We start from the raw sequence: 26,240 nt of genomic DNA on the forward strand, positions 1-26,240 counted from the left end.
ACGTATGGGCATAGGAAACGATCGACAATTTATAGTCAGGATTTCTTCAGAATTAACTCGCCGTTAAAAGGGCCGCTGCAATTGTAGCGATGTCTCTAGGATTGAGACGCGTAATACTCTCCAGAATGGAAAGCACCACACATGGGTTCCGATATCTCTCTCTCGAAGGCCGTTCGCGCGAACCTTCTGAGCCTCCAGAACACCGCCCAGATGATGGACAAGACCCAGTCCCGTCTTGCCACTGGCAACAAGGTGAACTCTGCTCTGGACAATCCGTCCAGCTTCTTCACTGCCTCGGCCCTCAACAGCCGCGCCGCCGATATGGGCAACCTCCTTGACTCGATGGCTTCTGGTATCAAGGTCATCGAAGCTGCTTCAAACGGCATCTCTGCCATCACCAAGAACGTCGAATCGATGCAGTCGACCCTGCGTCAGGCGCGACAGGACAAGTCATTCAAAACTGACAACTTTGAAGTCACCGCCGATAGCGTCATCAAAGTTAAGGGTGGTCAGTTCGGCGATGAGTCTGAGATCAAGCTGGGCGTAAAGACTCCTGGTGTTGCTGCAGCAGTTGGCAGCGCTGCTGCTTATAATGGCCTGACGCTCGACACCAACGGGAAAGCGGGCGTTGGTGCTCGGACCATCGTAGATTTCGGCGGCACGAACACTGCTGCTAACGACGTCATCACTGTAGCTGGCAAAGACGTTACCCTGACAGGCACTGATGTTGCTACCGCAGTGACCAACATCAATGCTGCACTCGATGGTGACCTTGCCCTGAAGGGCAAGTACAAGGCCAGTGTTGGTACTGGCACCGAAAACGCTGGCAAGCTGGTGATTGAGAGCCTTGATCCGAAGGCTGACGCAGCAAGCGTCACTTTCGGCACAGGGATAACCGCCGCTACCCAGAGCAAGCAGACCATCCAGTTCAACCCGAACCTTGGTGGCATTACCGCGAATTCCAAGCCGATCCCGACTGGCGCAACTTTCGAAGAATTCGTCGCGGCCTTTGAGTCTCAGGCCAAAGATGGCGGTTATTCTGTTACCTCCGACGCTGACGCCAAGACCGTCACTCTTACAAATGTGGCCTATGGTACAACTCCGGTTGCTATCACCAATGTCCCACCTGCTGTAACTGGTGTGCAGAGCGTAAGCACTCTGGCAATCACCACAGCTGCACAGACTGCTAACGCAACTGTCACCATTGGCGGCAAGACGCTTCAATTGAGCGCTGCTGCCCAAGGTTCGACTGCCAACACAGCTACCGAAATTCGGACGCTGATGGAAGCAGACGACGACCTGCGTGGGAAGTTCAGCGTCACTCAATCGGGCTCGACGTTGACCATCACGTCCCAGGCTCTCGATGGCTCTAACCTCGCAACTGTAACTTATGGCGGTGTCGGCAACGGTATTGTTGCCACTCAGGCCAACCCAACATCTGGCGTAGCACCAGTCTTGGGTGCACTCACTGCAGAACCGGGTACTGCTGGTCTTTCCAAGGAAAGTGTTGCCGCAGATGTAGACGAAGTGACGATCACCTACGGCAATGACAAGGCTGACATCAAGATTTCGGGTTTGGTGAAGGCCGGCTCGCTTGCGACAGCGGAAGAAACGGCAAAGTTTCGTAGCGACACTGTCAAGAACATCAACGACCAATTGAAAGCTGCGGGCTTGAAGGGTGTCGAAGCTAGCTTTGACGCGTCGGGCAAACTCGAGCTCAAGGCTACCAGTGCAGAAGCCAAGACCCTAGCGGTTTCTGGCGCAGCATCGAACGCCATCTTTGGCGGCGAAAGCGTCAGCACCGGCACCGCCAGCATTGACGGCTACAACTCAACGAACACAGTTGATAAGTTCGTTGAAGAAATTAACCGTAGCCACGCAGGCAAACTGCGCGCTTCAAATGACAACGGAAAGCTCCGCATCGAAAATCTTTCGACTCAGGAACTTGACGTCTCATTTGACAAGGACGGTGCAGGTGCAGGCTCCCCGACGTCCTCGAAGATCGACGGCAACGTTGTCCGAGCGAACCTGTCGAAGCAGTTTAACGAGCTTCGCGATCAGCTGGACAAGCTGTCTGACGACTCGTCGTTCAACGGCATCAACCTGCTGCGGGGAGACAAGCTGAAGATCACGTTCAACGAGAGCGGCTCTTCGGCGATCGATATCCAGGCGAAAGATCAGGACGGCAACGTTCGCGGCATCAATGCTTCAAATCTTTCTATCGCATCGCTGACCGAGGAAGACCTCGACACGGATGCGAAGATTGACGCGTTCCTTGCTACTTTGTCCAACGCCCTGACGGAACTCCGTTCGCAGGCTTCGACCTTTGGTTCGAACCTGTCTTCGGTCGAAAACCGTCAGTCGTTCACCAAGAACATGATCAACACGCTCGAAACCGGCGCGGCGAACCTGACCTTGGCTGACACCAATGCTGAAGCGGCTAACCTTCTGGCTCTTCAGACCCGTCAGCAGCTGTCGTCTTCGGCACTGTCGATGGCCAGCCAGCAGGACCAGGCTGTTCTGCAGCTCCTCCGTTAATCGTCAACATACTCTACGCTTTTGGAAGGCGGGCCCATGGCCCGCCTTCTTTCTTGACAATGCCTAGATGCCGAACGACTTTCCCGCGCCTCAACATGGGTGGACTAGATGACCCTCAGAATTACGCTCAAGCCGCGCGAGCAGATCTACATTGGAAGCGCCCGCGTCTCGGTGGATTCCGAAAGCCAGACCCGGATCAACATCGACGGCGAATTGCCAGTCGTGCGGGAAAAGGACTATCTCGCCGCCGACAAGGCCATCACAACGGCGCGGAAACTGTATCTGGTCCTGCAACGGGCCTATTTGAACAACGATTTCGACAGTCTCAGCGACGAGTATTTCAGGCTCGTCGGAATGATGATCTCCACTCAGCCTGCCGCCCACACTTACATCACAGCGATAAATGGCAAGCTGGCCGAACAGAAACTGTATGCGGCACTCAGAGAAGCGCGAACACTTGTGCAATTTGACGAGGGGCTTGTGTCATCCGGGGAGGAAGCACCTCAGTGGGAAGGCTTCTGACCTGAAGTTTGTATAGATTTGCATAGCTAGGCGTGCGGTCGCCGCGGCAAAGCATGTCCATACACTACACCCTCCGCACCCAATTTGCCGATCTATAGCCCCTCCAAACCGAGTGAGCGAATGTTGACCCACTATACTATTATCGACTGCCGTTCCGCCTCTCTCACAAAGCCGCTGTCGGTCCCCGGGCGAACGCCAGAAGAAGCCGCAAAACAGGCTTTGTCCATGGAGCTGAAAAGGGGGGGCCATCCAAAAGACCTTGTCTGCCGCGTGTATTGGCAAGATGGCGAAACCAAAACCATGGTCAGATTATACCGTTAGTCTGAGATCCTTTCGACAGACCGGGACGAAAGCGGCACTATTGATATCGTGCCGAAGATCCCATCCAAGGAAACCAAACATGGGCAGTCACGAACTCATTGGGTGGAACATGCGCCGCTTGCGCACCGGCAAGGGCATTTCGCAGACCCAGTTGGCCGACCTTGCCGGGATCGACCGCAGCTACATCAGCCGGCTCGAACGCATGATCGAAAATCCATCCGTCGCCATTCTTGACAAAATTTCGCTGGCTCTGGACGTGACGACTGCCGAGCTCTTCGTGCCGCCAGGCGAAGAGGCCACCAACCCCTCTCCTTTGAGAGCGGGCCGCCCGCGAACACGATCAGCAGGTTCTGCCAAAGTAAAAGGCGTGTAAAGGCTAGGAGTTGCTAGATAAGCACCCGTGCCGCCGATCCTCGGAGAGCATGTCTATCCGCGCTGGTCATCCCGTAAACAGCAGGACAGCGGCGGACATGCGCTCCTCATCGATGCCCCGATAAAGATCCTGTCGCCAAGAAAAATTAGTAGCTGGAAGTATATTAGGCCGATATTAGTAGGCGATTCCAGCCGTCCCGGGCCGGAAACATTCAGCGACAATCAGCAGGGATCGAAAATGGATCGGACTAGGTCCTGTTGACAAACTGGATTCCCAAATCGGGTTTGCCGTGATTCAAGACTGCTTTTTAGGAGGCGGTTTTGGCGCGTGGGGATTTGTCGGACGCAGAGTGGCGGCTCATTGGGGAGCTCTTGCCGGCTGAGCGAGGGCGCAAGTCCCGACCAGCGCAAGATAACCGTCGATATCTGAACGGCATGCTCCATGTTCTGCGAGTTGGCTGCCCCTGGCGCGACATGCATGAGCGCTATGGCAAGTGGAACTCAGTCTATGTGCGCTTCCGTCGCTGGGCCGAGCAAGGGGTGTGGGATGCCTTGCTTGAGACCCTGGTCGAACTCGGGCTCACCGATACTGGCAGCACATGATCGACAGCACCACGGTGCGCGGCCACTCTCAGGCAGCGGGCGCTAAAGGGGGACTTATAAGGAGGCTTTTGGTCGATCACGCGGCGGCTTTACGTGCAAAATCCACGCCCGCACAGACGGTCAAGGACGCCCTCTTGGCTTTGTCCTCACAGGCGGAGAAACATCCGACTATGCAGCCGTTCCTGCCTTGATGGCCATGCCGGTTGGCAAGCCGCGATTGCTCCTGGCCGACAAGGGCTATGATGGTGACGCCGTGCGCCAGGATCTACTCCTGAGCGGCATCGTTCCGGTGATCCCACCAAAAACCAACCGCAAGAACCCGCCACCATGCGACTTCAAGGCCTACAAAGACCGCAACCGCATCGAGCGCATGTTCAACAGGCTCAAGCAGTTCAGGCGCATCGCCACACGCTTCGACAAAACAGCAACGTCCTTCGCGGCCTTCCTCGCCCTAGCCGCCGCAAGGATATGGATGCCACACTGCTGCGCGTCAAACAGGGTGAGACTCCGTATTGCCTCATTTGGTGATGCTCCCGAATGGTGTTGCCGTTGCCTCATCAGAATATTCCCGGCAAAGGAGCTGCGGGCACTTCATTGTTCGGCGTGCCGGCGGGCTGCGCAGCGGAGCCTACAGGGTCAGTTGAGCGAAGCAGTGGCTGTGCCGAAGAGCCGAAGATCATTCCGTGGGCCTGCTCGGAACGCCAGGTCTTCAGCCGACGCTGCACGGTTCGCAGCAACGCATTCGGATACTCTCCCGGGCGTTCGGACTGCAGCCGGTCGAGCAATTCACGCCCTGTACGCCACGGCTCCTGCTCGAACCATTCCCGAAGATCCTCGGTCACGGTAATGAGCGGATCGGGCCGCCGGCGCTCTCGTTTCTGTTTTGGTTTCGGCGCCGATGTTGGGCGCACGTCACCCTGCTTCCAGATGATCTTGAGGCTTTCCAGGAAGCCGTCGAGATCCGGCCGGATCTTTTCCTCGGTCGCAGCTGCAGTCATGCCATCGGTCAGCGACACCAAACGTGACTGCGCCTCCCGCATATCTCGCAGCAGCCGAACAGGGTCGAGACTGGCATAGGTTTCCTGCAACCCAAGCTTCGTCTCTTCGGATATCCTCGGGTCGTCCAGCAGACGCTGGTAGGGTGTCGCCGGCGGGTGATAGCGCTTGTGGACCTTTGCTCCGTCGCGATGCTTCTCCGCCAGCTTGAACGAGGGCTGGAAGAAGTTCACGAACAGTCTTGACGAAGCGTAGAGCTCCGCCAGCACTCTCGCTGCCTCGATCCCCTCGAACCTTCTATATCCGACCAGCCGACGAACCACGGCCCCGTTCTTCTGTTCCACGAACGCTTGGTCGTTCTTGCGATAGGGGCGGCAGCGCGTGAACGTAATCTGCGACGTCGCGCAGTAATCACGCACGGTTTCGTTGATGAACACACTGTCATTATCGGTATCAAAGCCGAGGAGAGGAAAAGGCAGACGGACGCGTAATTCGCTCAGCACCGCCGTCAAAAGCGTCTGCTCCCGCACCAGCAAGGGTGCACATTCGGTCCAGCCGGTCGCGATGTCGGTCAGCACGAAAGTCCAGGCAAAGCTGCCCCTTGCAACAGGTCCGCTGTGCGACACAAGGTCGGCTTCGACATGTCCAGGCGCTGGATCACCCCAGTCCGAGAAGGTTCGGATCGGAATGCTTCGCCGCAAGGCAGTTGATGCCGTTCCGCGGCGATACGGGCTGCGTGTTCCCGCCTTCGCTTCCCTCAATGCCCGATCGATGGTTGCCGCGCTCATCGTGATCAAGCCGGCTCGGACTTCTGGAACCAGATCAAGGTGCCCATGCCGTTCCATCGCTTCGAGCAGGAGCGGAATGAGAGGACGAAGGCGCTTGCCGCAAACCCGATCGGAGGCTTCCCAAAGCACGATCAAGGCCGCTCGGACCCCCTCACCATAAATCCGGTGCCGGTTTGAGGGCTGGGCCTTCAAAGGAGCAGCCGAACGCAGTAGCCGAGCCGCATGTTTGCGGTGATAGCCGCTGACGGCAACGAACTCATCCAAAATGCGCTGCTTCTCATCCCGCTCACTTCGCCGATACCGCTCCACCAACACCGTCAAAAGCTCGTTGCGTGTCACCATACTTACGTTCCTCATTCCCTGCTCCCGCCAGCCCGTGCCGGGAGCATTTTAAATGAGGCAACACCAAATCTACCGGGTACATTTCAGGCGAGGCAATGCGGACTCATCCAGATTGCCGCGCTATATGCCACACTTTGTCAACAGAGCCTAAAACGGCGTTCGTAGTCACCGTATGGCTGGCTACGATATTTCCCATGCTGTTTTTTGTTATGTTTTGGAGCTACGACAGCTTTGCCCCTGCCCTCGGGATCAAGGAAGTATTGGTGTTTTTGGGCGCCGCTCATGTCCCAGCAACTTTGTTGTTCTATCGCGACCCGCAATTCCGGTCGGGACTGGCTGACAACAAGGCGATATTTTACATTATCCCCGCCCTCCCTTCCAGGCTCGCACGAACGCTGCGACCCGCTCATAGGAACCTTCATAGCCCAGCACCACCAGATCGGCATGCATCTGCTTGGCCGTGCGCCGCTGCTTGCGCGATTTACCCGCTTCCACCCGCAGCCAGTCGGAGAGCTTCTGCGCAAAAGCGTCCAGCTTGCTGGGCCGTGCAGGAACCCTGAACTTGGGCTCCACCGTGTCGGATCGCAGATACTTGCGGATGGTGTTGCGCGACAAGCCCGTGCGTCGCTCAATCTCGCGGATCGGTATCCCCTCACGGAAATGCCAGCGCCGGATTACGCTCAATAACGCCATGTCGATCACTCCAATGCCCCCCGACCAGCAGCCGGGGGGCGATCAAAACATGGGTCAAATCTCAGTAAAAACTTACGCCCTCAAAGGGTCAGATCTCGGTGGCAATCAACAACCGAGCCCCACCCCTGGTTGCCATGGAGTGGGGCTCTTCGTTTATGTCTGAACTAAATTCAAAATATTTCTGCCTTATGCTCGCCCCTTTAGCGGGACACATTGTCGGGATGCACGACAGCTCGACAACACAACTTAGGCAGGCAGTACGGGACGAGTTGGAGCAGGCCCTCTATAGCCTGCCCCGCGTCAGCGCTGAAGATGAGCGAGTTGCCCTGCTCATCGAAAAGGCGGTTGAGATAGCCACGAAAATGGAGCTATCGCCGCCCGCTTCTGGGGACCGAGTGCCGTCTAGCGAAAAGCCACTTCGATCGTAATTACCTTAGGATCGACCTTCACGCGCTGAGCGCACAACGGCATTAATTGTACCGACCAAAGGGGCGTTTCAGAAAACGGCAATAATTTGCGCTATCGCCTCAAAATTTGCATTGACCGGCTTTGTCGCCGCTTGGTGCAGATGCTATTGCGCTGCCTTATGCGTTATCTTGCTCGTTTCTTACCGAACCTCGTACCAGTCAGCCCGCGCGAGAGGCTGCGAGCCTCCTTAGGCGCCTTCATTGGCTTGCTGGCAACCGCTACACTGACGGCGTTCGCGCTGGGCCACGGACCAGACTTGCCGCTGCTTATGGCGCCCATTGGGGCCTCAGCAGTGCTGCTATTTGCGGCGCCCGCCAGCCCCCTCGCGCAACCCTGGTCGATCTTGGGCGGCAACTGCCTTGCTGCAGCCATCGGCGTAGCTTGTGCTCAGTTGTTCGGTGACGTTCCGCTGGCCGCCGCACTCGCGGTTGCGACTAGCATCGGACTGATGCTGACCTTCAGATGTCTCCACCCGCCCAGTGGCGCCGTTGCCCTTACTGCCGTCATTGGGGGCCCAGCTATTACCGAGCTCGGCTTTTACTTCGTCGCTTGGCCTGTCGCAGTCAACTCGGTGGTCCTGTTGTGTATCGCCATCGCTTTCAACAGCCTAACTGGCAAGGATTATCCCCATCGCCCCCCTGCAACAGCTGCGACGCATCCGATTGCCCCACCCCCTCGGGTCAGCCTCGGCGTCACAGTAGGCGACCTGGAGAAGGCAATCGCACAGCGTGACGAAGTGATCAGTGTGGATCCCGTAGACCTTGGCGACATGCTGCAACGGGCTGAAATCATCGCCTTTACCCGCCGGTCGGGAGACCTTACGGCCGCCTCGATCATGACGCGCGCAGTCACGACCATCGGCCCCGGCACATCTCTGCGGGTAGCCCTGCGCTTGCTTCGTCAGAAGTCGATCAAGGCCCTTCCAGTGGTGGACGATACGAAGCGTGTGGTAGGCATTCTCACTCAGACGGATCTTCTGGATAAAGCTGATTGGGGTCCTAGCACTAAGGCACAAGGCCTATCCGTTTTATCCAGGACGGACCGCCCGCTGCGTGGAAGGGCGCGCGATGTTATGACACCGGTCGTTTCGACCATCCACCCCTCAATGCCGATCGCCATGCTCATTCAACTCATGCTCCAAAGCGGACACCACCATATGCCCGTTGTCGCTGACGACGGAACTTTGGTTGGCGTTGTGACCCAGACCGACGTGGTTTCGGCCCTCTTCCACGCAAATGTCGTGGATATCGCTCAAGCAAGCTAGGTGACCGACTCATAACTTCGCAACCAGATACGGATTGAAGCGAGTTGGACTGATGCCAGGAAATTGTCGTCTCGCTTGTCGTATCGGGTTGCGATTGCCCTGAAGTGTTTGAGTTTGTTGAAGTAACGTTCGACAGCGTTGCGCTGGCGATAGACCCAGTGGCTGAATGGGAAGGTTTGCACGCGGTTGGGCATGGCGCGGATATTGGCCCATGCACCGCGCTCGGCCATGGTGCTGCGCAGGGCATCACTGTCGTAGGCTCGGTCTGCGAGCAGGATATTTCCAGCGGACAGGGTGGCAAACATGTCCGCTGCTGATCGCCCATCATGGGCCTGGCCTTCGGTCAGTTTGAGCTGGATCGGCCGCCCCTGGGCATCGACCAGCGCATGGATCTTGGTGGTCAGGCCGCCGCGCGAACGACCCATGCAACGGGATCGCTCGTCTTTTTTTGACCGTTGGCGGCGTGCTGGTGAACCCGGATCGAGGACGAGTCGATCATCTGCACGTCGCCATTGTAAGCGGCTGATACAGCGTCAAGAATGCGCGCCCAGTGGCCGGCCCTGCGCCACCGGTTGAAGCGGTTCACGCAGGTCGTGTGCGGGCCATACCGCGTCGGGATGTCGGCCCAGGGCGCGCCCGTGCGAAGCCGCCAGAAGATGCCGTTCAGAACACGCCGGTCATCGGCGCGCGGAACGCCGCGCACCTTCGTCGGAAGCAGCGGCTGGATCACAGACCACTCAAAATCCGTAAGATCAAAACGCGCCATCATCACCTCCTGTCCACCAAAGGGAAGGAATCACAACAGCAGCACTTTGGGAATCCCGTTAATGGGTATGTGACCTAGAGCGGTAGCGGCGCTAAAGTCAGCCCGATCCTTGCCTTGAGCTCGCCGCTTTGGCTGTGCATTTTGTTTCAGGTACACAGCCCTTCGACAGGTCGATATGCGAGCGCGGTACGGGGCGAATTGGAGCAAGCTCTCTTCAGCTTGCCGCGCATCGGTCCCGGAGACGAGCGAATTGCCCTGCTCTCGAATAGGCACTCGAAAAAGCGAAGGAAATGGAGCTGTCGAGGCCGGTGTTCGGGCGCCGGACGCCGCTTGACCCGCCCACACTTCGACAGTAGTCAGTCAGCGCCTTGAGGGGATGTAGGGGATAGACCTCTTGGCGCATGCCCTGACCGTTTGCCCGGTCAGGGCTTTTTTATTCTGCACTAATGCAGCAAGGCTCCGTGAGGCAGAAGTCGCTCGCCTGGATAACCATTTTGAAATTGACACTTCCCGAATTTTCTGAACGCCTTTTGCCACTCACCGCTAAATTTACCCGACACCTTCCGACACAGTTGGCGGAACAAAAAGGCATTTTGCCGAATATGGGAAGATAAAGGCCCCCAATTTCAAGGGCTCGCGCTGGCAGATACTGCTTCGGGAGCAGGGGGTCGAGTGTTCGAATCACTCTACTCCGACCAACACAACCGGGCGTCTCCGAGTTTTCGGCGGCGCCCGGTTTCTTTTTGGGCGGATGCCCGGCCTTACAAGCGGCGCTATTGATGCCTATATGAGATGGGCGCGTTTCATGCGCCTTTGGCCTCCGGCACTAGCCCCCGTTTTCCATAGAGCTGTGAAAGTCGTGTCATCACCTGCCGGTTTGCCGGCCTTAGGAGGACAGTCGACCATGACAGATTACAACGCCCCCGCAGAGCTTTACCCAGGCCGGAGCGGCAAGTTCAAAAGAGTGGGTGGCTATCAGCGCTTCCCGTCCCTGGCAGAAGCCGTCCGCTACACAATGGAAGAGCTCTCGAGCACGGTCCAGTCCGGCTCGCTCGTGGAAGCTGATGAGGTGCGATATGATGGCAAGGCCATTCGCGGCCTCTATTTTTCCGAGGACTATCCGCTCAGCCGGGTGTTTGTCGGCGAGTCTGCGGCGTCGGCCTGACCCGATAAATCTCTGACAGGCATAAAAAAAGGTCGCCGTAGGCGACCTTTAGATTTGCAGGAGCGCTGAAGCGCTTACTTCTGCAGAACGAGGTTGATTGCAGACTCGCGACCGTCGCGGCCGGTCTCAACTTCGTACGAAAGCTTGTCGTTTTCGTAGAGGCCGTCAACGCCAGAGTTCTGAACAGCGGAGATATGGACGAAGTGGTCCTTGCCGCCGTTGTCAGGGGTGATGAAACCAAAACCCTTGGTGGAGTTGAAGAACTTAACGGTACCGGTGATCGATGCCATGATGATATTCCTTAAAGCTCGAAGCCGAAGCAGAACGAGCGTTTCCCTTTCGCAACATGCGAGAGGGCCTACAAACGTTCGCAAAGTGGATCAGTGAGCCAAAGGACCGGAATGACCGGCAGAAGGCAGCCGACTTGGGCTGAAAACGTATAACCACTGTCTATCAGGTATTAGTGGTCATAACAAGGCACTCTCGCGAGATGCCAATTCGTTACCAGACTGTTAGCATTTCGAGCGGCGAAATGCGGAAATGACAAAGGCCAGCCGGTGGGCTGGCCTTATGCATTCAAACGCGGTGTCGCGCGATCAGCGGCGTGACGGCAACACGGCCCAGAGACCGGTGACGGTAAGGGCTGCGAGCGCCATTTTGAGAACGTCCCAGATAAGGAAGGGCTGGATCGCTCCGGCGAAGGCCGAGACCACGACATTGGTCTGGTCGACCCACTGGGCATGACCGGCCATCATCACCAGCCAGGCAAAGCCCAGCGCGAGAAGAACGGCCTCAGCAGCGATCATGGCGCCGAAAAGGGTCAGCGGACGGGCCGAGGCGCCGCGATCGGTGGCTGTGCCAATCATCCAGGCCATGACGAGGAAGCCGAGCAGGAAGCCACTGGTCGGGCCGACGAGATAGGCAAGGCCACCGCCGGTGGCGAAGACTGGCAGGCCCATGGCGCCTTCGATGAGATAGAGCGCAACAGTGGCAACCCCGATGCGGGCACCAAAGGCTGCGGCGAGACCGGCAATGGCGAAGCTCTGCATGGTGACCGGCACGGGCCAGACCGGCACATTTACCTTTGCAGCAAGCGCGATCAGGAGCGAACCAAGGACGACAGTCACCATATTGATGACGAGTTTAGCGGCCTCGCCCTTAGGCTGGAATGCGCCCAAAAGCGTATTGGGCGTGGTCAAAGTCACAGCCATTTTATAGGTTCCCTCCGTCATCGAACCGGCAGCCCCATCCCTGCGGCCAGTTTCAGTGGCAAAGTTCTAGCTGCTCGATGGTCTCCATGCAATGGCAAGTATAGCCCCGGCTCCGGCCTATAATACTGCGTTCGACGCCGAGGTCGGCACGCCTGTCCAAATGGCGAGAGACGTCGTCCGGATCACTGCACCAAACGGCTCGCCCTATACTTTTACCGGCACGAACAGTTTTCTGATTGGCAATGAAAGTGTCGCCATCATTGATCCCGGCCCGGTCGATCCAGTTCACGAGGCGGCGCTGCTCGCAGCGGTGGGGCAAAGGCCCGTAACGGCCATTATCCTAACCCACACGCATCGTGACCACAGCGCGGCAGCAGCGGGTCTTGCCAAGGCATTTGGCGCCCCACTCTGGTTCGGCGGCCGCCACCGCCTGTCGCGGCCGCTGCGGCGGTTCGAGCGCAATCTGATCCGTGGTTCGTCCGACTGGGATCTCGTGCCGGATCGGGTGCTGACCGATGGCGAAACGATCTTGGCGGGGGACCGGGAACTCGTGGTGCACACGACGCCCGGCCACTGCGCCAATCACCTCGCCTTCGGCGTGGCGGGAACCGACATTTTGCTCTCGGGCGACCATGTGATGGGGTGGAACTCGACCCTGGTATCGACGCCGGATGGCTCGATGGCCGATTATTTTGCTTCGCTCGACAAGGTCATCGCCCTGCCCTATCGGCGCTATTTTCCGGCTCATGGCGGGCCGATTGCCGATGGGCCCGTCTATGCGACGGCACTGCGGGCCCATCGGCAGATGCGCAATAGGCAGATTATCGAGGCGGTGAAAGCCGGCGCGAAGACGCCGCTTGCCGTGGTGGGGACGATTTATCCCAAGCAACCACCGAAGGTTCGAATGGCGGCGCTGATGACAATCACCGCGCATATCGAGTTTCTGGAGGCGCGGGGGGAGATTGTGGTGCGGCGGGGATTTTTGGGGACGCGGCTGGCGGTGTGAGGGGGCGAGATCCAAGCCCCCCACCCTCACTCCCTCCCCACAGGGGGGAGGGAAGCCTGGCCGGTGAGCGCTTTGGCCATTGCGCTCTTCAGAACACCGCAGCTTCAGTCGTCTCCCTCCCCCTTGTGAGGAGGGATCCAGGGTGGGGGTTGGCCAACCTGCAAAAAAATTGCCGGGACGAGCCCGGCAATGACGGTGGAACTGGAAGAGGTCGGAAAAACCTAGTTCCGGTCAAATCCCACTGCGCCTTCGCGGCCGGTTTGGCCGCGGTGGCGAAGCATGTGGTCGGCGAGGACGAGGGCCATCATGGCTTCGCCGACGGGGACAGCGCGGATGCCGACGCAGGGGTCGTGGCGGCCCTTAGTGATGATGTCGGTGTCTTCGTTCTGCGTGGTGACAGTCTGGCGCGGGGTCAGGATGGACGAGGTCGGCTTGACCGCGAAGCGGCAGACGATGGGGTCGCCATTGGAGATGCCGCCCAGAATGCCGCCGGCGTGGTTGGAGAGGAAGTAAGGTTTTGCCTCCCCTGCCCGCATCTGGTCGGCGTTTTCGACGCCGGTGAGGCTGGCGGCCTCAAAACCGGCACCGATTTCCACCGCCTTGACGGCATTGATGCTCATCATGGCGGAGGCGAGATCGGCGCTGAGCTTGCCGTAGATGGGCGCGCCCCAGCCGGCCGGAACGCCTTCGGCGACGACTTCAATGACAGCGCCAACCGAATTGCCATCCTTGCGGAGCCCGTCGAGATAGCCGGCCCAGAGTTCGGCGGCCTTGGGATCGGCGCAGAAGAAGGGGTTTTCATCGACCTGGGCCCAATCGAAATTGGCGTAGTCGATCTTGTGGGGGCCCATCTGCACGAGGCTCGCGCGGATGGTGACGCCCTGCAGGATCTGGCGGGCGACGGCACCAGCGGCAACGCGAGCAGCGGTTTCGCGGGCCGAGGTGCGGCCGCCACCGCGATAATCGCGAATGCCGTATTTCTGGTCGTAGGTGTAGTCGGCGTGACCCGGACGATATTTGTCGCGGATCTCGGAATAGTCCTTCGAGCGATGGTCGGTGTTCTCGATCATCAGCGAGATGGGCGTGCCGGTGGTGCGGGGGCCATCGGTGCGCTCGTCCTCGAAGACGCCGGAGAGGATTTTGACCTCATCAGGCTCGCGGCGCTGGGTGGTATACTTGGACTGGCCCGGCTTGCGGCGATCGAGATCGCGCTGGATCATTTCGGGGGTCAGCACGACACCCGGCGGGCAGCCATCGACAACGACACCAAGGGCGGGCCCATGGCTTTCGCCCCAGGTGGTGAAACGGAAAAGATGCCCGAAACTATTGAAAGACATGACGCGATCCCTTGCTCGCGTGCTTTCTAGGCACGCGGTGCCATGAGGTCAATCGGCGGGACGGCTTCAGTCCAGCTCGACGTCCCAGGTGTTTTCGGCCGAATAGATGGCGAGGCCTCCGCCGGAGAAGTGCGCGACGGCCCCCTGCGGTGCTGCCCAGTTGAGGACTTCGGCCCGTGGCGCCCCTTCGACGAGATGGCGCAGGACGCGGAAGACGCCGCCATGAGCCACTACCACGGCATGCCGGGTCAGTTCGCGGGCGAAATCGACGAGACGCACGGCCACGTCGTCATAATTTTCGCCGCCCTCGGGGCGAAACTGCCAATAGGTCTCGTCGCGCTGACCGGGCGCGATGGCCTGTTCGCGGGCGATTTCGGAATGGAGACGCCCTTCGAGATTGCCGAAGGAAATCTCGATGAGGCGGGGATCGTGAATGACGGGCGGCAGCTCGACATCAAAGGCCGCGCGCATGCGGTCCATGGTTTCGCTGGCGCGGCTGAGCGGGGAGGCAAACCATTTGAGCGAACGCGGATCGACGCCATCGCGCTCCAGCAACTGCCGGAGCAATGGCCCGTTCGCGTCGGCCTGCAATTGGCCGACGCGATTGAGCGGAATGTCTCGGGAGCCCTGATACCGTTGTTCGCGGTTCCAGTCGGTTTCACCATGCCGGGCGAAATAAAAGTCCGGCCACTCGAGAACAGTCATTCACACATAGCGCGCCTCAAGACGCGTCCTTGGTTATTCGCCGGATTCTGGCGTGTCGTTGTCGAGCAGCTTCATGCCCACAACGTTGAACCCAGCGTCGACATAATGGATTTCACCGGTCACGCCATTGGCGAGATCGGAAAGGAGATAGGTGGCTGCGCCGCCGACATCGTCGATGGAGACGTTCTTGCGGAGCGCCGAATTGGCTTCCTGCCAGTGCAGCATGTCGCGCAGGCCCGAAATGCCCGATGCTGCGAGGGTCTTGATGGCGCCGGCCGAGATGGCGTTGACGCGAATGCCCTTCTTGCCGAGATCGACGGCGAGATAGCGCACGGAGGCTTCGAGAGCCGCCTTGGCAACGCCCATGACGTTGTAGTTCGGGACGTATTTGACGGCGCCGTAATAGGTCAGCGTCAGCATGGAGCCGCCCGGGTTCATCAGCGGCTCGGCGCGCTTGGCGACGGCGGTGAAGGAATAGACCGAGATGTCCATGGTCAGCGCGAAGTTATCGCGGCTGGTGTCGAGGTAGCGACCTTCGAGCTCGTCCTTGTTGGAGAAGCCGATGGCGTGCACGACGAAATCGAGGCTGCCCCACTTTTCCTTGATCTGGCGGAAGGTCTCATCCATCGCGGCTTCGTCGGAGACGTCGCACTCGACGAGGAAATCGGAACCGACTTCGGCGGCCAGCGGCTGGACGCGGCGCTTGAGGGCTTCACCCTGATAGGAGAAGGCCATTTCCGCGCCCTGGGCGTGCAATTGCTTGGCAATGCCCCAGGCAATCGAACGGTTGTTGGCGAGGCCCATGATCAGCCCGCGCTTGCCTGCCATCAATCCAGTGGCCATTGATCGGTTTCCCTTATCTGGAGTCGTTTGTCCGGTTGTGGCACACGGGAAGCTATTGCGGCAAGTTCGACGCCATTTCCTGCCCTTGTGGAGCCCGGTTTTACCCATGTCCCTTGATGCCAATGCAATCACGAGCGCTCTTTCCGACATTTTGGGGGCGGACAACGTCATTAGCCAGGCCGAGCGGATGGACGGCTATCTCAAGGAGCCGCGGAAGCGCTTTCACATGGGCGCGAGCGCGGTGGTGCTGCCGCCAAGTGTCGAGGCGGTGCAGGCGGTGGCGCGCTGGGCCAATGAAAATCGGGTGGGGCTGATCCCGCAGGGGGGCAATACGGGGCTGGTGGGCGCGCAGGTGCCGCTTTTCGGCAATGAAGTCATTGTCAGCCTTGCCAGGCTCGACAAGGTGCGGGCGATCGATACGGCCGGTGGGGTGATGACGGCGGAGGCCGGGGTGATCCTCGAAAATGCGCACAAGGCGGCTGAGGCCGCTGGCGCGATGTTTCCGCTGTGGCTGGCCTCGCAGGGCTCGGCGCGGATCGGGGGCGTGCTGTCGTCCAATGCCGGGGGTGTCAATGTGCTCGCCTATGGCAATGCGCGGGAATTGACGCTGGGAGTGGAGGCCGTTCTGGCCGATGGGCGGCTCTACAATGGGCTCAATTCGCTCAAGAAGGACAATACCGGCTACGATCTCAAGGACGTGCTGGTGGGGGCCGAGGGCACGCTGGGGATCATCACGGCGGCGACGCTGAAACTTTATCCGCTGCCGGAGGATTATGAGACGGCGCTGGTCAATATCGCCTCGCCCAAGGAGGCGCTGAGGCTTTTTGAATTGCTGCGGCAGCGCGCGGGCGGGCGGCTCAATGCGTTTGAGATCATTCCGCAGATCGGGCTCGATATTCAGTTGCGGCACGGGATGCTCGACAAGGATCCGACTGCCAGCCCCTCCCCCTGGTATGCGCTGCTCGAAATTGCGCGGCCCGCAGGCGCCGAGCCAGGGACGCTGCAATCGGCGCTGGAGGCGGCATTCGAGCAGGGGCTGATTTCGGATGCGGTGATGGCTGAAGCGCTGAGCGACCGGACGCGCATGTGGGCATTTCGCGAGCAGATGAGCGAATGCCAGAGCAAGGAAGGCGCTTCAATCAAGCATGACGTGTCGGTGCCGGTGACCGCGATTCCGCAGCTGATCGAGGAAGGTACGGCGGCGGTGGAAAGGCTTGCGCCGGGCATTCGGCCGGTGCCCTTCGGGCATATGGGAGACGGCAATATCCACTTCAATTTCAGCCAGCCCGCAGGCGCCGACGGCAAGGCCTTCATGGCCCAATATGACGAGGCGGCGCATGAGGCGATCTATGAGATCGTGCTTCGGCTGGGCGGTTCGGTGTCGGCCGAGCATGGCATCGGCCAGCTCAAGAGCGATCTCCTCAAGCGCGTAAAAGACCCGGTGGCGCTCGAAATGATGCGGGCGATCAAGACCGCACTCGACCCAAATGGCATTCTCAATCCGGGCAAGATGCTGGGGTGAGCTGGCATGTGACCAGGTTCCCCCGATGTGCTTACTTGAACGCGGGGGAGGCTCGGGCCATTTGATGGGTATGCAACTCAAAGACATTCAGTTTCTCGACGACGCCACGCGTCCCCCGGTCCCTGTCATTGACGGCGTGACGGAAGAGCAGCGCGAGGCCGGCAATCACCTTCGGGACATTCACGACTATCTGCGCGCCAATCTGGCGACGCTGGGCACGCTGATCGAGCGGGCTTCAGCCGGCGAGGTCACCCCGCAGGCGGTGCGCAACGAGGTGGAAGGGCTGGCGCTGGTCGCCAATTACCGCCGCTTCGGCAATGTGTGCGGGCAATATTGCCAGCTGATCCACAAGCACCACACGATCGAGGATCGGGCGCTGTTCCCTGCCCTCGCCAAACGCAGCCCGGCCCTCAAGGCCGTGGTCGAACGGCTCGAGGCCGAGCACGAGCATGTCCATCAGCTGGTGGAAATGCTGGTGGGCGCGATCATCGCGCTCAATGACAGTCCGGACCGCAGCCAGTTTGATGAGACAGTCGCCATCTTCCGGGCGCTTGAAAAGCTGCTGCTGTCGCACTTCCGCTATGAGGAAGAGAGCATCATCGACGCGCTGGGCTTTTACGGCATTCTCTAGGGCGGATCAGAAAAGATCCATCTGCCCACCACCGCCGGCGGCGTTTTTGGGGCGAGCCGGTGGGGGCTCGGGCAGTTCGTGGATGACGGGTTCGATGAGGCCGGGGTCATCATCCCTAGCGGAATTGACCCGGGTGGAGACGGGGTGGAATTTGAGCACCCCATCTTCGAGTGGCAGGGCCATCTGGGCGGCTTCGGGGGCGCGGACGTCGCGGACATTGAGCCAGGCGTCGATCTCGGCATCGCTCATCATAATGGCCGGCATGCGATCGTGGATTTCGGCCAATTGCCGATTGGCGGCGACAGTGATGGTGGCGGCGCTGTCGATCTCCTCGCCCTCCGGGCCGCTCCAGGTGGCGTAGAGCCCGGCAAGAGCCATGGGCTGGCCGTCGGCGCGGGTGATGTAATAGGGGCGCTTTTTCTTGTCGGGGCCAGTGTGCCATTCGTAATAGCCGCTGGCGGGGATGATGCAGCGGCCATGCTTGAGCGCATCCCGGAAGGCGGGCTTGTCGGCCATGGTTTCGGCGCGGGCATTGATCAGCAGCGGAAATTCGCGCGGATCCTTCACCCAGCGCGGTACAAGGCCCCAGCGAGCGAAATGGCCTTCGCGGCGACCGCCCTCCTCCCAGATCGCGGCAATCGGCTGGGTCGGCGCGATATTGTAGCGCGGCACCATGTCGATGCTGTTCAGGAGCTTGAACAGCTCGGCCATCATTTCGGGCGGCAGGGTCGCCGCATAGCGTCCACACATGGGCACGAGCCTTTGATCAGGGGCTTTTGGTTGAGGAAAGAGGTAGTGTCTAAAGGACCGAATCGCAAATGTGCAGGCCATGATTGACCAACCCAACGCCGCGAGTGTGGCGCTCATCCGTGAGCGCAAGGTTCTGCTGATCAAGCGGGCCTATGCGCCCTATCAGCATCTCTGGACCCTGCCGGGTGGCCGGATGGAGGACGGCGAGACCATTGAGCAATGCGCCGCCCGGGAACTGGTGGAGGAGCTGGGTGTCACCATCCGCAATCCACGCCATGTGCTGACCCAGGCGCTGGGCCGGGACGAGAGCTTTCGCCTGGCCGTGTTCGTGACCACCGATTTTTCCGGCAAGATCACCCCGTCGGACGAAGTGGCCGATCACAAATGGGTTGATCCGGCCGCGCTGATCGCCATGCGGACGACCTCGCGCCTCGACCTTGTCATCGAGCAGGCTTTCGCAGTTTTGGCAGAGCGGTGATATAGAGTTGGCGCAAAGCCGCTCCGGGATATCGAGTTGAGACGAATCTTCCACACCAGCCTTGTTCTCCTGGCGCTAAGCGCAACGCCGGCGCTGGCGATTGATCCGCCCTATCAGCGGCAGATGGAGCGGCTGGCCGAGGTGATGGGCAGCCTTTATTACCTGCAGCCCCTCTGCAAGGCAGGCAGCGAGGATTGGCGCGCCCAGATGGCCGAGCTGATCGAACTCGACGAGCCCGAAGAGGACCGCCGGCAGCGTCTCGCCGGGGCTTTCAACAGCGGCTACACGGCATTCTCCCGCTTTCACAAGCAGTGCACGCCGGCCTCACGAGAGGCGCTGGGGCGGCTTTTGCTGGAGGCGCAGCGCCTCGCCCGCGACATCCACACGCGGTTCGCGGAGTAGGATCGGGAAAATTACCTACCTTGCGTTAACCTTCGGGTTACTTCTGACGCGCCAGCGAAAAAACGACGTGCTAATCGGACACAATGCCCAGCACCAAGTCACTTTTTTCGCCCGCATCCGGTAACGGCCCCTCCGAACAAGGACAGGTCGAGCGCCAGATCGCCCTCGAATATCTCGCCGAGGCCTGGAACAATGCCGAAGAAGACGGGCTGGAAAGCGCGGCCCTCGCCCATGCGTCGCTGTTTGCCGCGCTGGCGACTTTCGTGCGCATGCATGGCGACGACGCCACCGCCGAGATGATCGCGCAATTGCCCGACCGTATCCGCTCAGGCGAATACAATCTCGAGCGCGTGCTGCAATAATTCTTCCGGCCACCCCGGTACTTTAGACGCTGAAATAGGCCGATCTGTCCCAATATGCGACAGATTGGCCGATCATATTTCTGCCCTTTGAGGACCATAGGGCCGCCCCTTTGGGCATTTAACGCGCTGCTAACCTTAATAAGCGATCATCTGAATTGTCGGCATTTTAGCGTCACTTTTGCCGAGCTAGTTCGTGTTGCGTAGTGTTGAGTAGCGTTTTATGGCCCATTCCCCCCGGCCGGCTGTGCAGTCGCACGCCGCCAGAGCGGTTCGCCGAGGATTCCCGATCGCCAGGACGATGGCGATGGGTTTCGTTGCATCCCTCGCCTATCTCGCCTGCGCCAATGGCGCATTCGGCCCGGCATCCGATATGCCGAGCGAAGTGGCGAGCGCACCCAAGATCGAAGTGGCCAAGGCCAGCCTGAGCTATTCAGGCGCTGATCCGGTGATTACCGGTTCAGTCGATCATCTGTTCCAAACCGCCAGCTTCATGGGCCCCAACCGCGGCACGAAATCCGACCGGTTCCGGCCAGAAGTCGACGTGCTTGCCGTCTCGCGCAGCTTTGAAGAAGTGCGCGTGCGCCTTGCAGCGCTGCGCGCGGCGCCATCCGATCCCACCGATCTCGGGCAGACTCGGCTCGCCGACATGGACATGCCAGAAGCGGCCGAGACCGACAGCGGCCCGCGCATGTCTGTCGCCGCCATCAATCCATCGGCAATCCACCCCTCGGGGATCAATCCGGCCACCGCCGCCGCGCTTGACGCCATCGCCGGTATCGCGCCGCAGACGGCGTCGCTGGTGGTAGAGTCCAATCCCCTGCCCGCGATCGCCTCCGAACAGCTGGCCTATGCTCGCGCCAACGCGCCGGTTACCGGCAGCTATGCGACGGGCGAATCCGTGGCCGTGTCTGAGCGCGAACTCTGGTGCCTTGCCACCGCGATCTATTTTGAAGCACGCGGCGAAAGCTATCGCGGCCAGGTCGCCGTGGCGCAGGTGGTGATGAACCGCACCAAAGACCACCGCTATCCCGACACGATCTGCGGCGTGGTGTTCCAGAACCAGCACCGCAAGAATTCCTGCCAGTTCTCCTTTGCCTGCGACGGCATTCCGGAGGTCATCACCGAACGCCAGTCCTGGGCGCAGGCGGAGGACATTGCCAGCCAGTTCACCAAGGGCCAGCTCTATCTGACCGAAGTGGGCGATTCTACGCACTACCACGCCACCTATGTGCGCCCGGCCTGGGCACCGCGCATGGAAAAGGTCACCCAGATCGGCCTGCACGTGTTTTATAAATTCAAGCGCGGTTGGATGTTTGGGTAAGGGCAGCCGGGTCTGAGTTTGGGGGGAATAGTGGGACTGTGGCTCTCGCCCCCCCACCCTCATTCCCTCCCACGTTGGGGGAGGGAAGCTTGATCTGTGATCTCTCTAGCTTTGTGCGCACAAGGCGCTCAGTCGTCTCCCTCCCCCCTTGTGGGGAGGGATCAAGGGTGGGTTGATGGTCCCCGCCTCAGACCCCGAAAAACTCAAAAACCCTAGCAATACCAAAAACTTGCTGAGGCGAAGCAGCTGGTGGTGCGGGTTGTGCCGTCGCGGTTCTTGAAGGTGGAGACCGAGACGAAGGAGTTGCCGCTTTTCACGCGGAGCCTGGTCCAGCGGCCGTTGGACCATTGGGCGAAGCTGACGGACCGCGGTTCGGCCGGGCGCACGGTGATGCCCGGATATTGGACGTGGCGCGAGGTCAGCACATCGGTGGAATAGGTGCCGGTGCTGGTGCGGGTGATAGCCACTTCGCTCACCCTGCCCGCCTCGATCTTTTTGACGCGCGTGGTGGAAATCGGATCGGTCGAAATCCAGTCGGCGTAATCGACGATGTATTCGCGCTCGCCAAATTTGACGAGGCCATCAGCGTCGATGCCATCGCCCAGCGAGGGCGAGGCGAACGCCATGGCAATGCTCAGGCCCACAGCGAGGGCGCGTGGAAGCAAGAGTTTCATCGCGATTGTCCCATTCTGATCCAAAACGACAGACATGTCTTAACGGATCAGTAACCATGACTGGACGGGCGCCACGATGCAATCTTGCAAACATGGTTAATTTTGCGTTGATTTCAGGCGTGAGGGATCAGCGCCACAAGCTCTTCAAAGGCCGCAGTAAAGCGGTCGTGCGCCTCGCGCGTCGGCCAGGGGCGGATCAGGCGATCAAACGCATCGACGTCGAAGGCGGGAAAGCTCGGTTCGCCGAAAAGGCGCCGCGCTTCAGCGGCTTCAAAGCCGGCCAGATTGGTGGCTTCGAAATAGGCGGCCTCGCGGTCGGCCTTTTTGATCAGCTTTGCGATGGCCGCCGGCTGAGTGGCCGGCAGCGAAAAGCGCAGGTAGATGGCGGACAGCAGCCGGTTCTCGACATCCTTGTAATTGCCGCCCATGGCCGCCTTGAAGGGCGAGATGATGTCGCCCATGACATATTCGGGCGCGTCGTGGAGCAGCGTCTGGAGTTGGGCGTGGACGCTGGCATCCGGATTGGCGGCGCGGAAGACTTCCAGCACGAGGACGGAATGCTGGGCCACTGAGAACGGATAATCGCCGATGGTCTGGCCGTTCCAGCGGGCAACGCGCGCGAGGCCGTGGGCGATGTCGGAAAGTTCGACATCGACGGGCGAGGGATCGAGAATATCTAGGCGGCGGCCGGACAGCATACGCTGCCAGGCGCGGGAGGCGGTTCGGGACATCAGGGCGGAGTTCGCTCACTTCGGGGTTCGCCCGAGAGTAGCAGATGGCGGCGATTCGAGAATGTGGGGTGTAGTTGCCGAATTTCGTGGCTCTCGGCCCCCACCCTCACTCCCTCCCCACGTCGGGGGAGGGAAGCCTGGCCGGTGCGGGCTGTAAATTTGTGCCCACAAACTTATCAGTCGTCTCCCTCCCCCCTGTTGGGAGGGATCAAGGGTGGGGGTATTCTCTCCCAAACCCTGCCCTACTCCTCGGCGGCGACGTCGCCGAATTGGTAGGTGGCCCAGGCGGGCAGTGACAGCGTGACAGGTTTGCCGTCGGCGGTGACCGCGAAGAGGTCGGTGATGCGGTCGAGGCGGAGGATGGCGACGGCCTTGCCGTTGACCACCTGACCGACGCTGCCGGCCTCGCGGGTGCCGGCGACGATTGCCGTGCCGGTGGGCGCTTCGAGGTTAGAGACGATCACCGGGCGGCGGCGGGCGGTGCCGCGGTGCTTCATGCGCGAGACGACTTCCTGGCCGACATAGCAGCCCTTGGCGAAGTCGATGCCGTCGACGATGTCCAAGCCAAGATCATGGGCGAAGGCGTCGTTGGCAGGGAAATCATTGCCCTGATGGAGGATGCCGGCGGCGATGCGGGCCTCATGATAGGCGGTGTCGTCGGTGAGCCAATCGCTGGTGGCTTCGACGGGCGCGATGATCCGCCAACCCAGCTGCACCGGGCCGAGGCGATCGGGCTGGGCGCCTGGGATATCGCTGGCCGAAAAGCCGACGCGGTGGGTTTCGCGAAGATCGTCTATCTCGGCCTTGGCGCGCAGCTTGTACATGCGCATGCGCTTGAAGAAATCGTCGGCGACGGATTGGTGCACGTCGAGCCAGAGCGTGTCGTCAAAAAAGCCGGCGAGGCCTTCGGCGAGGATCTTGCCCTGCGGCGAGAGCAGCGCCCAGGCGGCGGCGGGGCCGGGTTCGGTAGGGATGTGCCCCGTAAGAACGTCATTGAGCAGGCGATGGGCATCGGGACCGGAGAAACGGTAGATCGCGCGATCGGCACGCAGGATGATGGCCATCAGGCACTCCATGAGAAACAGGCGTCCGCTTTGGCGGATATGACCCGGAGGTGGGATGGACAGGGGCGCCCGCAAGCCACTAGAACCGGGGCAATTCCAACCGAGCCGGGACCGCAGACATGGCGCAGTATGACACGATTTTCAAGAACGCCACCGTCGTCAACCACGATGGCGAGGGGCTTGCCGATATCGCGGTCAAGAACGGGCGCATCGTGGCGCTGGGCAATGTCACGGGCGACGCGGCGGAAGTGATCGACTGCACGGGGCTGCATATCCTGCCCGGCGTGATCGACAGCCAGGTGCATTTTCGCGAGCCGGGGCTGACGCATAAGGAAGATCTCGAGAGCGGATCGCTGGCGGCAGTGATGGGTGGCGTCACGGGCGTTTTCGAAATGCCGAACACCAATCCTCTGACCACAACGCGCGAAACCTTTGAGGCCAAGATCGCGGCGGGCACCAACCGCATGCACTGCGATTTCGCCTTCTATATTGGCGGCACGCACGACAATGTCGGCGAGTTGGCCGAGCTCGAAAAACTGCCGGGCTGCGCGGGCATCAAGGTGTTCATGGGCTCGTCCACCGGCTCGCTGCTGGTGCAGGACGACGCCGGGGTGGAGGCCATTCTGCGCGCCATTTCGCGCCGCGCCGCCTTCCATTCGGAAGACGAATATATGCTCGAGGAGCGCAAGCATCTGCGCGTGCCGGGCGATCCGTCGAGCCATCCTGTGTGGCGCTCGCCGGAAGTGGCGATGAGCTGCACAACGCGGCTGGTGAACCTCGCCCGCAAGACCGGCAAGCGCATCCATGTGCTGCATATCTCGACCAAGGAAGAGATCGTCTATCTCGCCGACCACAAGGATGTAGCCTCGGTGGAAGTGACGCCGCACCATCTGACGCTCGACGAAACCGCCTACGACAGGCTCGGCACTTATGTGCAGATGAACCCGCCGATCCGCGATGCGGTCCATCGCGAGGGCATCTGGAAGGGTGTGTCCAACGGCGTGGCCGACGTGCTGGGCTCGGACCATGCGCCGCATACGCGCGAGGAAAAGGATCACCCCTATCCGGAAAGCCATTCGGGGATGACGGGCGTGCAGACGCTGGTGCCGACAATGCTGGACCACGTCAACGCCGGCAAGTTGAGCCTGCAGCGCTTTGTCGACATGTCGAGCCATGGCCCGAACCGGATTTTTGGCATCGCCAACAAGGGCCGCATCGCGGTGGGCTATGACGCCGACCTGACCGTCGTGGACATGAAGCGCCGCGAAACCATCACCAATGAGTGGATCAAATCCCGCGCCGGCTGGACGCCCTATGATGGCGTAACCGTCACCGGCTGGCCGGTGGGTACGGTAGTGCGCGGCAATCGCGTGATGTGGGATGGTGAACTGGTAGCCCCGCATGTGGGGCAGCCGATGCGGTTTATCGAGGCGCTGTAAGTTTTTGGGGGGCGGGAGAACCCCCACCTTGCCTCCCCCTGATAGGGGCGGGACGCGCCAGTGTCGGCTGGCAGATCGAGAGCCCCAATGAGCCCTCCCCCTATCAGGGGGAGGTGGGGTGGGGGTATTCCCCCCATACTAAAGCGTTTGAGGTCCTACCCGATGGGCCTTCATCCCTCACGCTTCACCCCTCACCCCAACCCGCCATTCGAGCGTAGCTCTCATGGCCTTCTTGCCTAAAATTGCTCCTCAGGAGCAATTTTGCCTGCGGCCGGCGCGAAGCCCCTGAGAGGCGAGGGGGCAGAACCGGGGCTTCTGCTCAACGGCGAAAGCTCCTAGGGCAACCGCCAATCAACACGCAGCGCGGACCGGGGTGGCGGCTTCAAGGATTTTGGGAGCGTTGAAACGCACCGAGAGCGAGCGGGAGTTGACCGGGGTGACCCGGGCCGTGAGATTGCTCGTGCCGGGCAGCGTGTCGAGGAAGGCCGCGGCTTCGCCAGAGCCGGCAATGACCAGGGCGGTATTGTCGGCATTGACCGGCAGGGTGCGGCTGCGGGCCTGCTGCAGATCATTTTGAAGAGTGAGGCCGGCATCGCGGCCGAGCGCGGACATGGTGTTGCCAGCAAAGGCGAAGGCGACCGTGAGATTACCCGCCTCGCAGGAGACTGTCACCGTTGCCGGGGCGCGGCCGCTGGGACGGGCCGGAATGAGCTGTTCGCTTTCGACGGTGACGGAGAGCGCTTCGGTGGAAGCGGTGGCGCTGCGGAAAACACCATCATAGCAGGCCAGCCGCGCGGCATCCCCGGCAATGGCTGCGCATTGGGCGCCGGACTGGGCCATGGCAGAAGTGGGCAGAGCCAGAAGAGCGAATGCGAGCAGAGCCCTAAACTTTGTCACGAGCGGTTTTTTCCTTCCCTTTTTGGGCA

25 protein-coding genes and 3 pseudogenes are annotated in these 26,240 nt (G+C 60.4%); 15 read left to right on the forward strand and 13 right to left on the reverse strand.

Annotated features, from left to right (window positions below):
- The first annotated feature begins 141 nt into the window (after nt 1-141).
- The 5 genes and pseudogenes from NYQ88_RS16360 to NYQ88_RS16380 form a co-directional block, all read left to right on the forward strand.
- Nucleotides 142-2,538, forward strand: coding sequence for a flagellin (locus NYQ88_RS16360; RefSeq protein WP_275652171.1), 2,397 nt, complete (start codon nt 142-144; stop codon nt 2,536-2,538).
- Nucleotides 2,539-2,646: 108 nt separating this feature from the next.
- Nucleotides 2,647-3,060, forward strand: a complete 414-nt coding sequence (locus tag NYQ88_RS16365) for a flagellar biosynthesis repressor FlbT (protein WP_275652172.1) — start codon at nt 2,647-2,649, stop codon at nt 3,058-3,060.
- Nucleotides 3,061-3,490: 430 nt separating this feature from the next.
- The gene (locus tag NYQ88_RS16370; RefSeq protein ID WP_275652173.1) at nt 3,491-3,754 is read left to right on the forward strand and encodes a helix-turn-helix transcriptional regulator; all 264 of its coding nucleotides are present in this window, start codon (nt 3,491-3,493) and stop codon (nt 3,752-3,754) included.
- A gap of 371 nt (nt 3,755-4,125) precedes the next feature.
- A complete protein-coding gene (locus NYQ88_RS16375; protein ID WP_275652174.1) occupies nt 4,126-4,356 on the forward strand; it encodes a transposase in 231 nt (76 codons plus the stop codon).
- A 100-nt stretch (nt 4,357-4,456) separates the two neighbouring features.
- A pseudogene (locus tag NYQ88_RS16380) lies at nt 4,457-4,771 on the forward strand (transposase); the annotation flags it as partial.
- A 250-nt stretch (nt 4,772-5,021) separates the two neighbouring features.
- On the opposite strand, the pseudogene NYQ88_RS16385 reads toward NYQ88_RS16380, so the two are convergent.
- Together NYQ88_RS16385 and NYQ88_RS16390 are read right to left on the reverse strand one after the other, a co-directional pair.
- Nucleotides 5,022-6,497, reverse strand: a pseudogene (locus tag NYQ88_RS16385) (transposase family protein); the annotation flags it as partial.
- 360 nt (nt 6,498-6,857) lie between these two features.
- Nucleotides 6,858-7,175, reverse strand: a pseudogene (locus NYQ88_RS16390) (IS21 family transposase); the annotation flags it as partial.
- Nucleotides 7,176-7,899: 724 nt separating this feature from the next.
- Here NYQ88_RS16390 and NYQ88_RS16395 point away from each other — a divergent pair.
- The gene (locus NYQ88_RS16395; protein ID WP_275652175.1) at nt 7,900-8,907 is read left to right on the forward strand and encodes an HPP family protein; all 1,008 of its coding nucleotides are present in this window, start codon (nt 7,900-7,902) and stop codon (nt 8,905-8,907) included.
- On the opposite strand, the gene NYQ88_RS16400 is transcribed toward NYQ88_RS16395, so the two are convergent.
- Nucleotides 8,904-9,673 (reverse strand): IS5 family transposase gene (locus NYQ88_RS16400; RefSeq protein ID WP_275654860.1). Its coding sequence is split into 2 segments (ribosomal slippage): nt 8,904-9,359 and nt 9,362-9,673, totalling 768 coding nucleotides; the frame shifts between segments, so codons are not numbered across the junction. The two genes, NYQ88_RS16395 and NYQ88_RS16400, sit on opposite strands and share 4 nt — an antisense overlap.
- A gap of 904 nt (nt 9,674-10,577) precedes the next feature.
- Between NYQ88_RS16400 and NYQ88_RS16405 the strand changes: the two genes are divergently transcribed.
- Nucleotides 10,578-10,838, forward strand: coding sequence for a hypothetical protein (locus NYQ88_RS16405; protein WP_275652176.1), 261 nt, complete (start codon nt 10,578-10,580; stop codon nt 10,836-10,838).
- Nucleotides 10,839-10,912: 74 nt separating this feature from the next.
- Here NYQ88_RS16405 and NYQ88_RS16410 read toward each other — a convergent pair whose 3' ends face one another.
- Nucleotides 10,913-11,128 (reverse strand): cold-shock protein, encoded by a 216-nt coding sequence (locus tag NYQ88_RS16410; protein WP_275652177.1) that lies wholly within the window; start codon nt 11,126-11,128, stop codon nt 10,913-10,915.
- Between the two features lie 306 nt (nt 11,129-11,434).
- On the reverse strand, nt 11,435-12,049 hold the full coding sequence (locus tag NYQ88_RS16415) for a biotin transporter BioY (RefSeq protein WP_275652178.1): 615 nt from the start codon (nt 12,047-12,049) through the stop codon (nt 11,435-11,437).
- Nucleotides 12,050-12,140: 91 nt separating this feature from the next.
- Between NYQ88_RS16415 and NYQ88_RS16420 the strand changes: the two genes are divergently transcribed.
- Complete coding sequence (locus NYQ88_RS16420; protein WP_275652179.1) at nt 12,141-13,055, forward strand: MBL fold metallo-hydrolase; 915 nt, start codon at nt 12,141-12,143, stop codon at nt 13,053-13,055.
- A gap of 221 nt (nt 13,056-13,276) precedes the next feature.
- Here NYQ88_RS16420 and aroC read toward each other — a convergent pair whose 3' ends face one another.
- The 3 genes from aroC to fabI form a co-directional block, all read right to left on the reverse strand.
- Entirely contained in the window at nt 13,277-14,392 is a 1,116-nt protein-coding gene (aroC, locus tag NYQ88_RS16425) for a chorismate synthase (RefSeq protein WP_275652180.1), read from the reverse strand.
- Nucleotides 14,393-14,458: 66 nt separating this feature from the next.
- Complete coding sequence (locus NYQ88_RS16430; RefSeq protein ID WP_275652181.1) at nt 14,459-15,097, reverse strand: histidine phosphatase family protein; 639 nt, start codon at nt 15,095-15,097, stop codon at nt 14,459-14,461.
- Nucleotides 15,098-15,130: 33 nt separating this feature from the next.
- Nucleotides 15,131-15,940, reverse strand: a complete 810-nt coding sequence (gene fabI / locus NYQ88_RS16435; RefSeq protein ID WP_275652182.1) for an enoyl-ACP reductase FabI — start codon at nt 15,938-15,940, stop codon at nt 15,131-15,133.
- Nucleotides 15,941-16,046: 106 nt separating this feature from the next.
- On the opposite strand from fabI, the gene NYQ88_RS16440 reads away from it, so the two are divergent.
- Complete coding sequence (locus NYQ88_RS16440) at nt 16,047-17,462, forward strand: FAD-binding oxidoreductase (RefSeq protein ID WP_275652183.1); 1,416 nt, start codon at nt 16,047-16,049, stop codon at nt 17,460-17,462.
- 64 nt (nt 17,463-17,526) lie between these two features.
- Nucleotides 17,527-18,093 carry a hemerythrin domain-containing protein gene (locus NYQ88_RS16445; protein WP_275652184.1) on the forward strand — a complete coding sequence of 189 codons (567 nt, stop codon included), beginning with the start codon at nt 17,527-17,529 and terminating at the stop codon, nt 18,091-18,093.
- A gap of 6 nt (nt 18,094-18,099) precedes the next feature.
- Here NYQ88_RS16445 and NYQ88_RS16450 read toward each other — a convergent pair whose 3' ends face one another.
- Nucleotides 18,100-18,843 carry an SOS response-associated peptidase gene (locus tag NYQ88_RS16450; protein WP_275652185.1) on the reverse strand — a complete coding sequence of 248 codons (744 nt, stop codon included), beginning with the start codon at nt 18,841-18,843 and terminating at the stop codon, nt 18,100-18,102.
- A gap of 79 nt (nt 18,844-18,922) precedes the next feature.
- Between NYQ88_RS16450 and NYQ88_RS16455 the strand changes: the two genes are divergently transcribed.
- From NYQ88_RS16455 to NYQ88_RS16470, 4 genes are all read left to right on the forward strand, one after another.
- A complete protein-coding gene (locus NYQ88_RS16455) occupies nt 18,923-19,321 on the forward strand; it encodes an NUDIX domain-containing protein (protein WP_275652186.1) in 399 nt (132 codons plus the stop codon).
- Between the two features lie 36 nt (nt 19,322-19,357).
- Nucleotides 19,358-19,723, forward strand: a complete 366-nt coding sequence (locus NYQ88_RS16460) for a TIGR02301 family protein (RefSeq protein WP_275652187.1) — start codon at nt 19,358-19,360, stop codon at nt 19,721-19,723.
- 83 nt (nt 19,724-19,806) lie between these two features.
- Complete coding sequence (locus NYQ88_RS16465) at nt 19,807-20,085, forward strand: hypothetical protein (RefSeq protein WP_275652188.1); 279 nt, start codon at nt 19,807-19,809, stop codon at nt 20,083-20,085.
- Nucleotides 20,086-20,389: 304 nt separating this feature from the next.
- Nucleotides 20,390-21,406: a cell wall hydrolase gene (locus NYQ88_RS16470; protein ID WP_275652189.1), complete on the forward strand. Its 1,017-nt coding sequence runs from the start codon at nt 20,390-20,392 to the stop codon at nt 21,404-21,406.
- A 212-nt stretch (nt 21,407-21,618) separates the two neighbouring features.
- Here NYQ88_RS16470 and NYQ88_RS16475 read toward each other — a convergent pair whose 3' ends face one another.
- The 3 genes from NYQ88_RS16475 to NYQ88_RS16485 all read right to left on the reverse strand — a co-directional run bounded on the left by NYQ88_RS16475 (nt 21,619) and on the right by NYQ88_RS16485 (nt 23,875).
- Nucleotides 21,619-22,080, reverse strand: coding sequence for a hypothetical protein (locus NYQ88_RS16475; protein WP_275652190.1), 462 nt, complete (start codon nt 22,078-22,080; stop codon nt 21,619-21,621).
- A gap of 113 nt (nt 22,081-22,193) precedes the next feature.
- Entirely contained in the window at nt 22,194-22,811 is a 618-nt protein-coding gene (locus NYQ88_RS16480; RefSeq protein ID WP_275652191.1) for an HD family hydrolase, read from the reverse strand.
- 242 nt (nt 22,812-23,053) lie between these two features.
- Nucleotides 23,054-23,875, reverse strand: a complete 822-nt coding sequence (locus NYQ88_RS16485; RefSeq protein ID WP_275652192.1) for a folate-binding protein — start codon at nt 23,873-23,875, stop codon at nt 23,054-23,056.
- Nucleotides 23,876-23,994: 119 nt separating this feature from the next.
- Here NYQ88_RS16485 and NYQ88_RS16490 point away from each other — a divergent pair, with 119 nt between their 5' ends.
- Nucleotides 23,995-25,314 (forward strand): dihydroorotase, encoded by a 1,320-nt coding sequence (locus NYQ88_RS16490; protein WP_345774596.1) that lies wholly within the window; start codon nt 23,995-23,997, stop codon nt 25,312-25,314.
- A 351-nt stretch (nt 25,315-25,665) separates the two neighbouring features.
- Here the strand turns inward: NYQ88_RS16490 and NYQ88_RS16495 are convergent, their stop codons facing one another.
- The gene (locus NYQ88_RS16495; protein ID WP_275652193.1) at nt 25,666-26,211 is read right to left on the reverse strand and encodes a hypothetical protein; all 546 of its coding nucleotides are present in this window, start codon (nt 26,209-26,211) and stop codon (nt 25,666-25,668) included.
- Nucleotides 26,212-26,240: the final 29 nt, after the last annotated feature.

This window comes from Devosia sp. SD17-2, assembly GCF_029201565.1.
GTDB lineage: Bacteria > Pseudomonadota > Alphaproteobacteria > Rhizobiales > Devosiaceae > Devosia.

Excerpts from the sequence above, each read along its gene's own strand:
- NYQ88_RS16360 (WP_275652171.1), top strand. The coding sequence starts at position 142 with ATGGGTTCCGATATCTCTCTCTCGAAGGCCGTTCGCGCGAACCTTCTG.
- NYQ88_RS16415 (WP_275652178.1), bottom strand. The coding sequence starts at position 12,049 with ATGGCTGTGACTTTGACCACGCCCAATACGCTTTTGGGCGCATTCCAG.
- aroC (WP_275652180.1), bottom strand. The coding sequence starts at position 14,392 with ATGTCTTTCAATAGTTTCGGGCATCTTTTCCGTTTCACCACCTGGGGC.
- NYQ88_RS16475 (WP_275652190.1), bottom strand. The coding sequence starts at position 22,080 with ATGAAACTCTTGCTTCCACGCGCCCTCGCTGTGGGCCTGAGCATTGCC.
- NYQ88_RS16450 (WP_275652185.1), bottom strand. The coding sequence starts at position 18,843 with ATGTGTGGACGCTATGCGGCGACCCTGCCGCCCGAAATGATGGCCGAG.
- NYQ88_RS16445 (WP_275652184.1), top strand. The coding sequence starts at position 17,527 with ATGGGTATGCAACTCAAAGACATTCAGTTTCTCGACGACGCCACGCGT.
- NYQ88_RS16470 (WP_275652189.1), top strand. The coding sequence starts at position 20,390 with ATGGGTTTCGTTGCATCCCTCGCCTATCTCGCCTGCGCCAATGGCGCA.
- NYQ88_RS16420 (WP_275652179.1), top strand. The coding sequence starts at position 12,141 with ATGGCAAGTATAGCCCCGGCTCCGGCCTATAATACTGCGTTCGACGCC.
- NYQ88_RS16405 (WP_275652176.1), top strand. The coding sequence starts at position 10,578 with ATGACAGATTACAACGCCCCCGCAGAGCTTTACCCAGGCCGGAGCGGC.
- NYQ88_RS16485 (WP_275652192.1), bottom strand. The coding sequence starts at position 23,875 with ATGGCCATCATCCTGCGTGCCGATCGCGCGATCTACCGTTTCTCCGGT.
- NYQ88_RS16465 (WP_275652188.1), top strand. The coding sequence starts at position 19,807 with ATGCCCAGCACCAAGTCACTTTTTTCGCCCGCATCCGGTAACGGCCCC.
- NYQ88_RS16440 (WP_275652183.1), top strand. The coding sequence starts at position 16,047 with ATGTCCCTTGATGCCAATGCAATCACGAGCGCTCTTTCCGACATTTTG.
- NYQ88_RS16410 (WP_275652177.1), bottom strand. The coding sequence starts at position 11,128 with ATGGCATCGATCACCGGTACCGTTAAGTTCTTCAACTCCACCAAGGGT.
- NYQ88_RS16365 (WP_275652172.1), top strand. The coding sequence starts at position 2,647 with ATGACCCTCAGAATTACGCTCAAGCCGCGCGAGCAGATCTACATTGGA.
- NYQ88_RS16430 (WP_275652181.1), bottom strand. The coding sequence starts at position 15,097 with ATGACTGTTCTCGAGTGGCCGGACTTTTATTTCGCCCGGCATGGTGAA.
- NYQ88_RS16480 (WP_275652191.1), bottom strand. The coding sequence starts at position 22,811 with ATGTCCCGAACCGCCTCCCGCGCCTGGCAGCGTATGCTGTCCGGCCGC.
- NYQ88_RS16370 (WP_275652173.1), top strand. The coding sequence starts at position 3,491 with ATGCGCCGCTTGCGCACCGGCAAGGGCATTTCGCAGACCCAGTTGGCC.
- fabI (WP_275652182.1), bottom strand. The coding sequence starts at position 15,940 with ATGGCCACTGGATTGATGGCAGGCAAGCGCGGGCTGATCATGGGCCTC.
- NYQ88_RS16490 (WP_345774596.1), top strand. The coding sequence starts at position 23,995 with ATGGCGCAGTATGACACGATTTTCAAGAACGCCACCGTCGTCAACCAC.
- NYQ88_RS16455 (WP_275652186.1), top strand. The coding sequence starts at position 18,923 with ATGATTGACCAACCCAACGCCGCGAGTGTGGCGCTCATCCGTGAGCGC.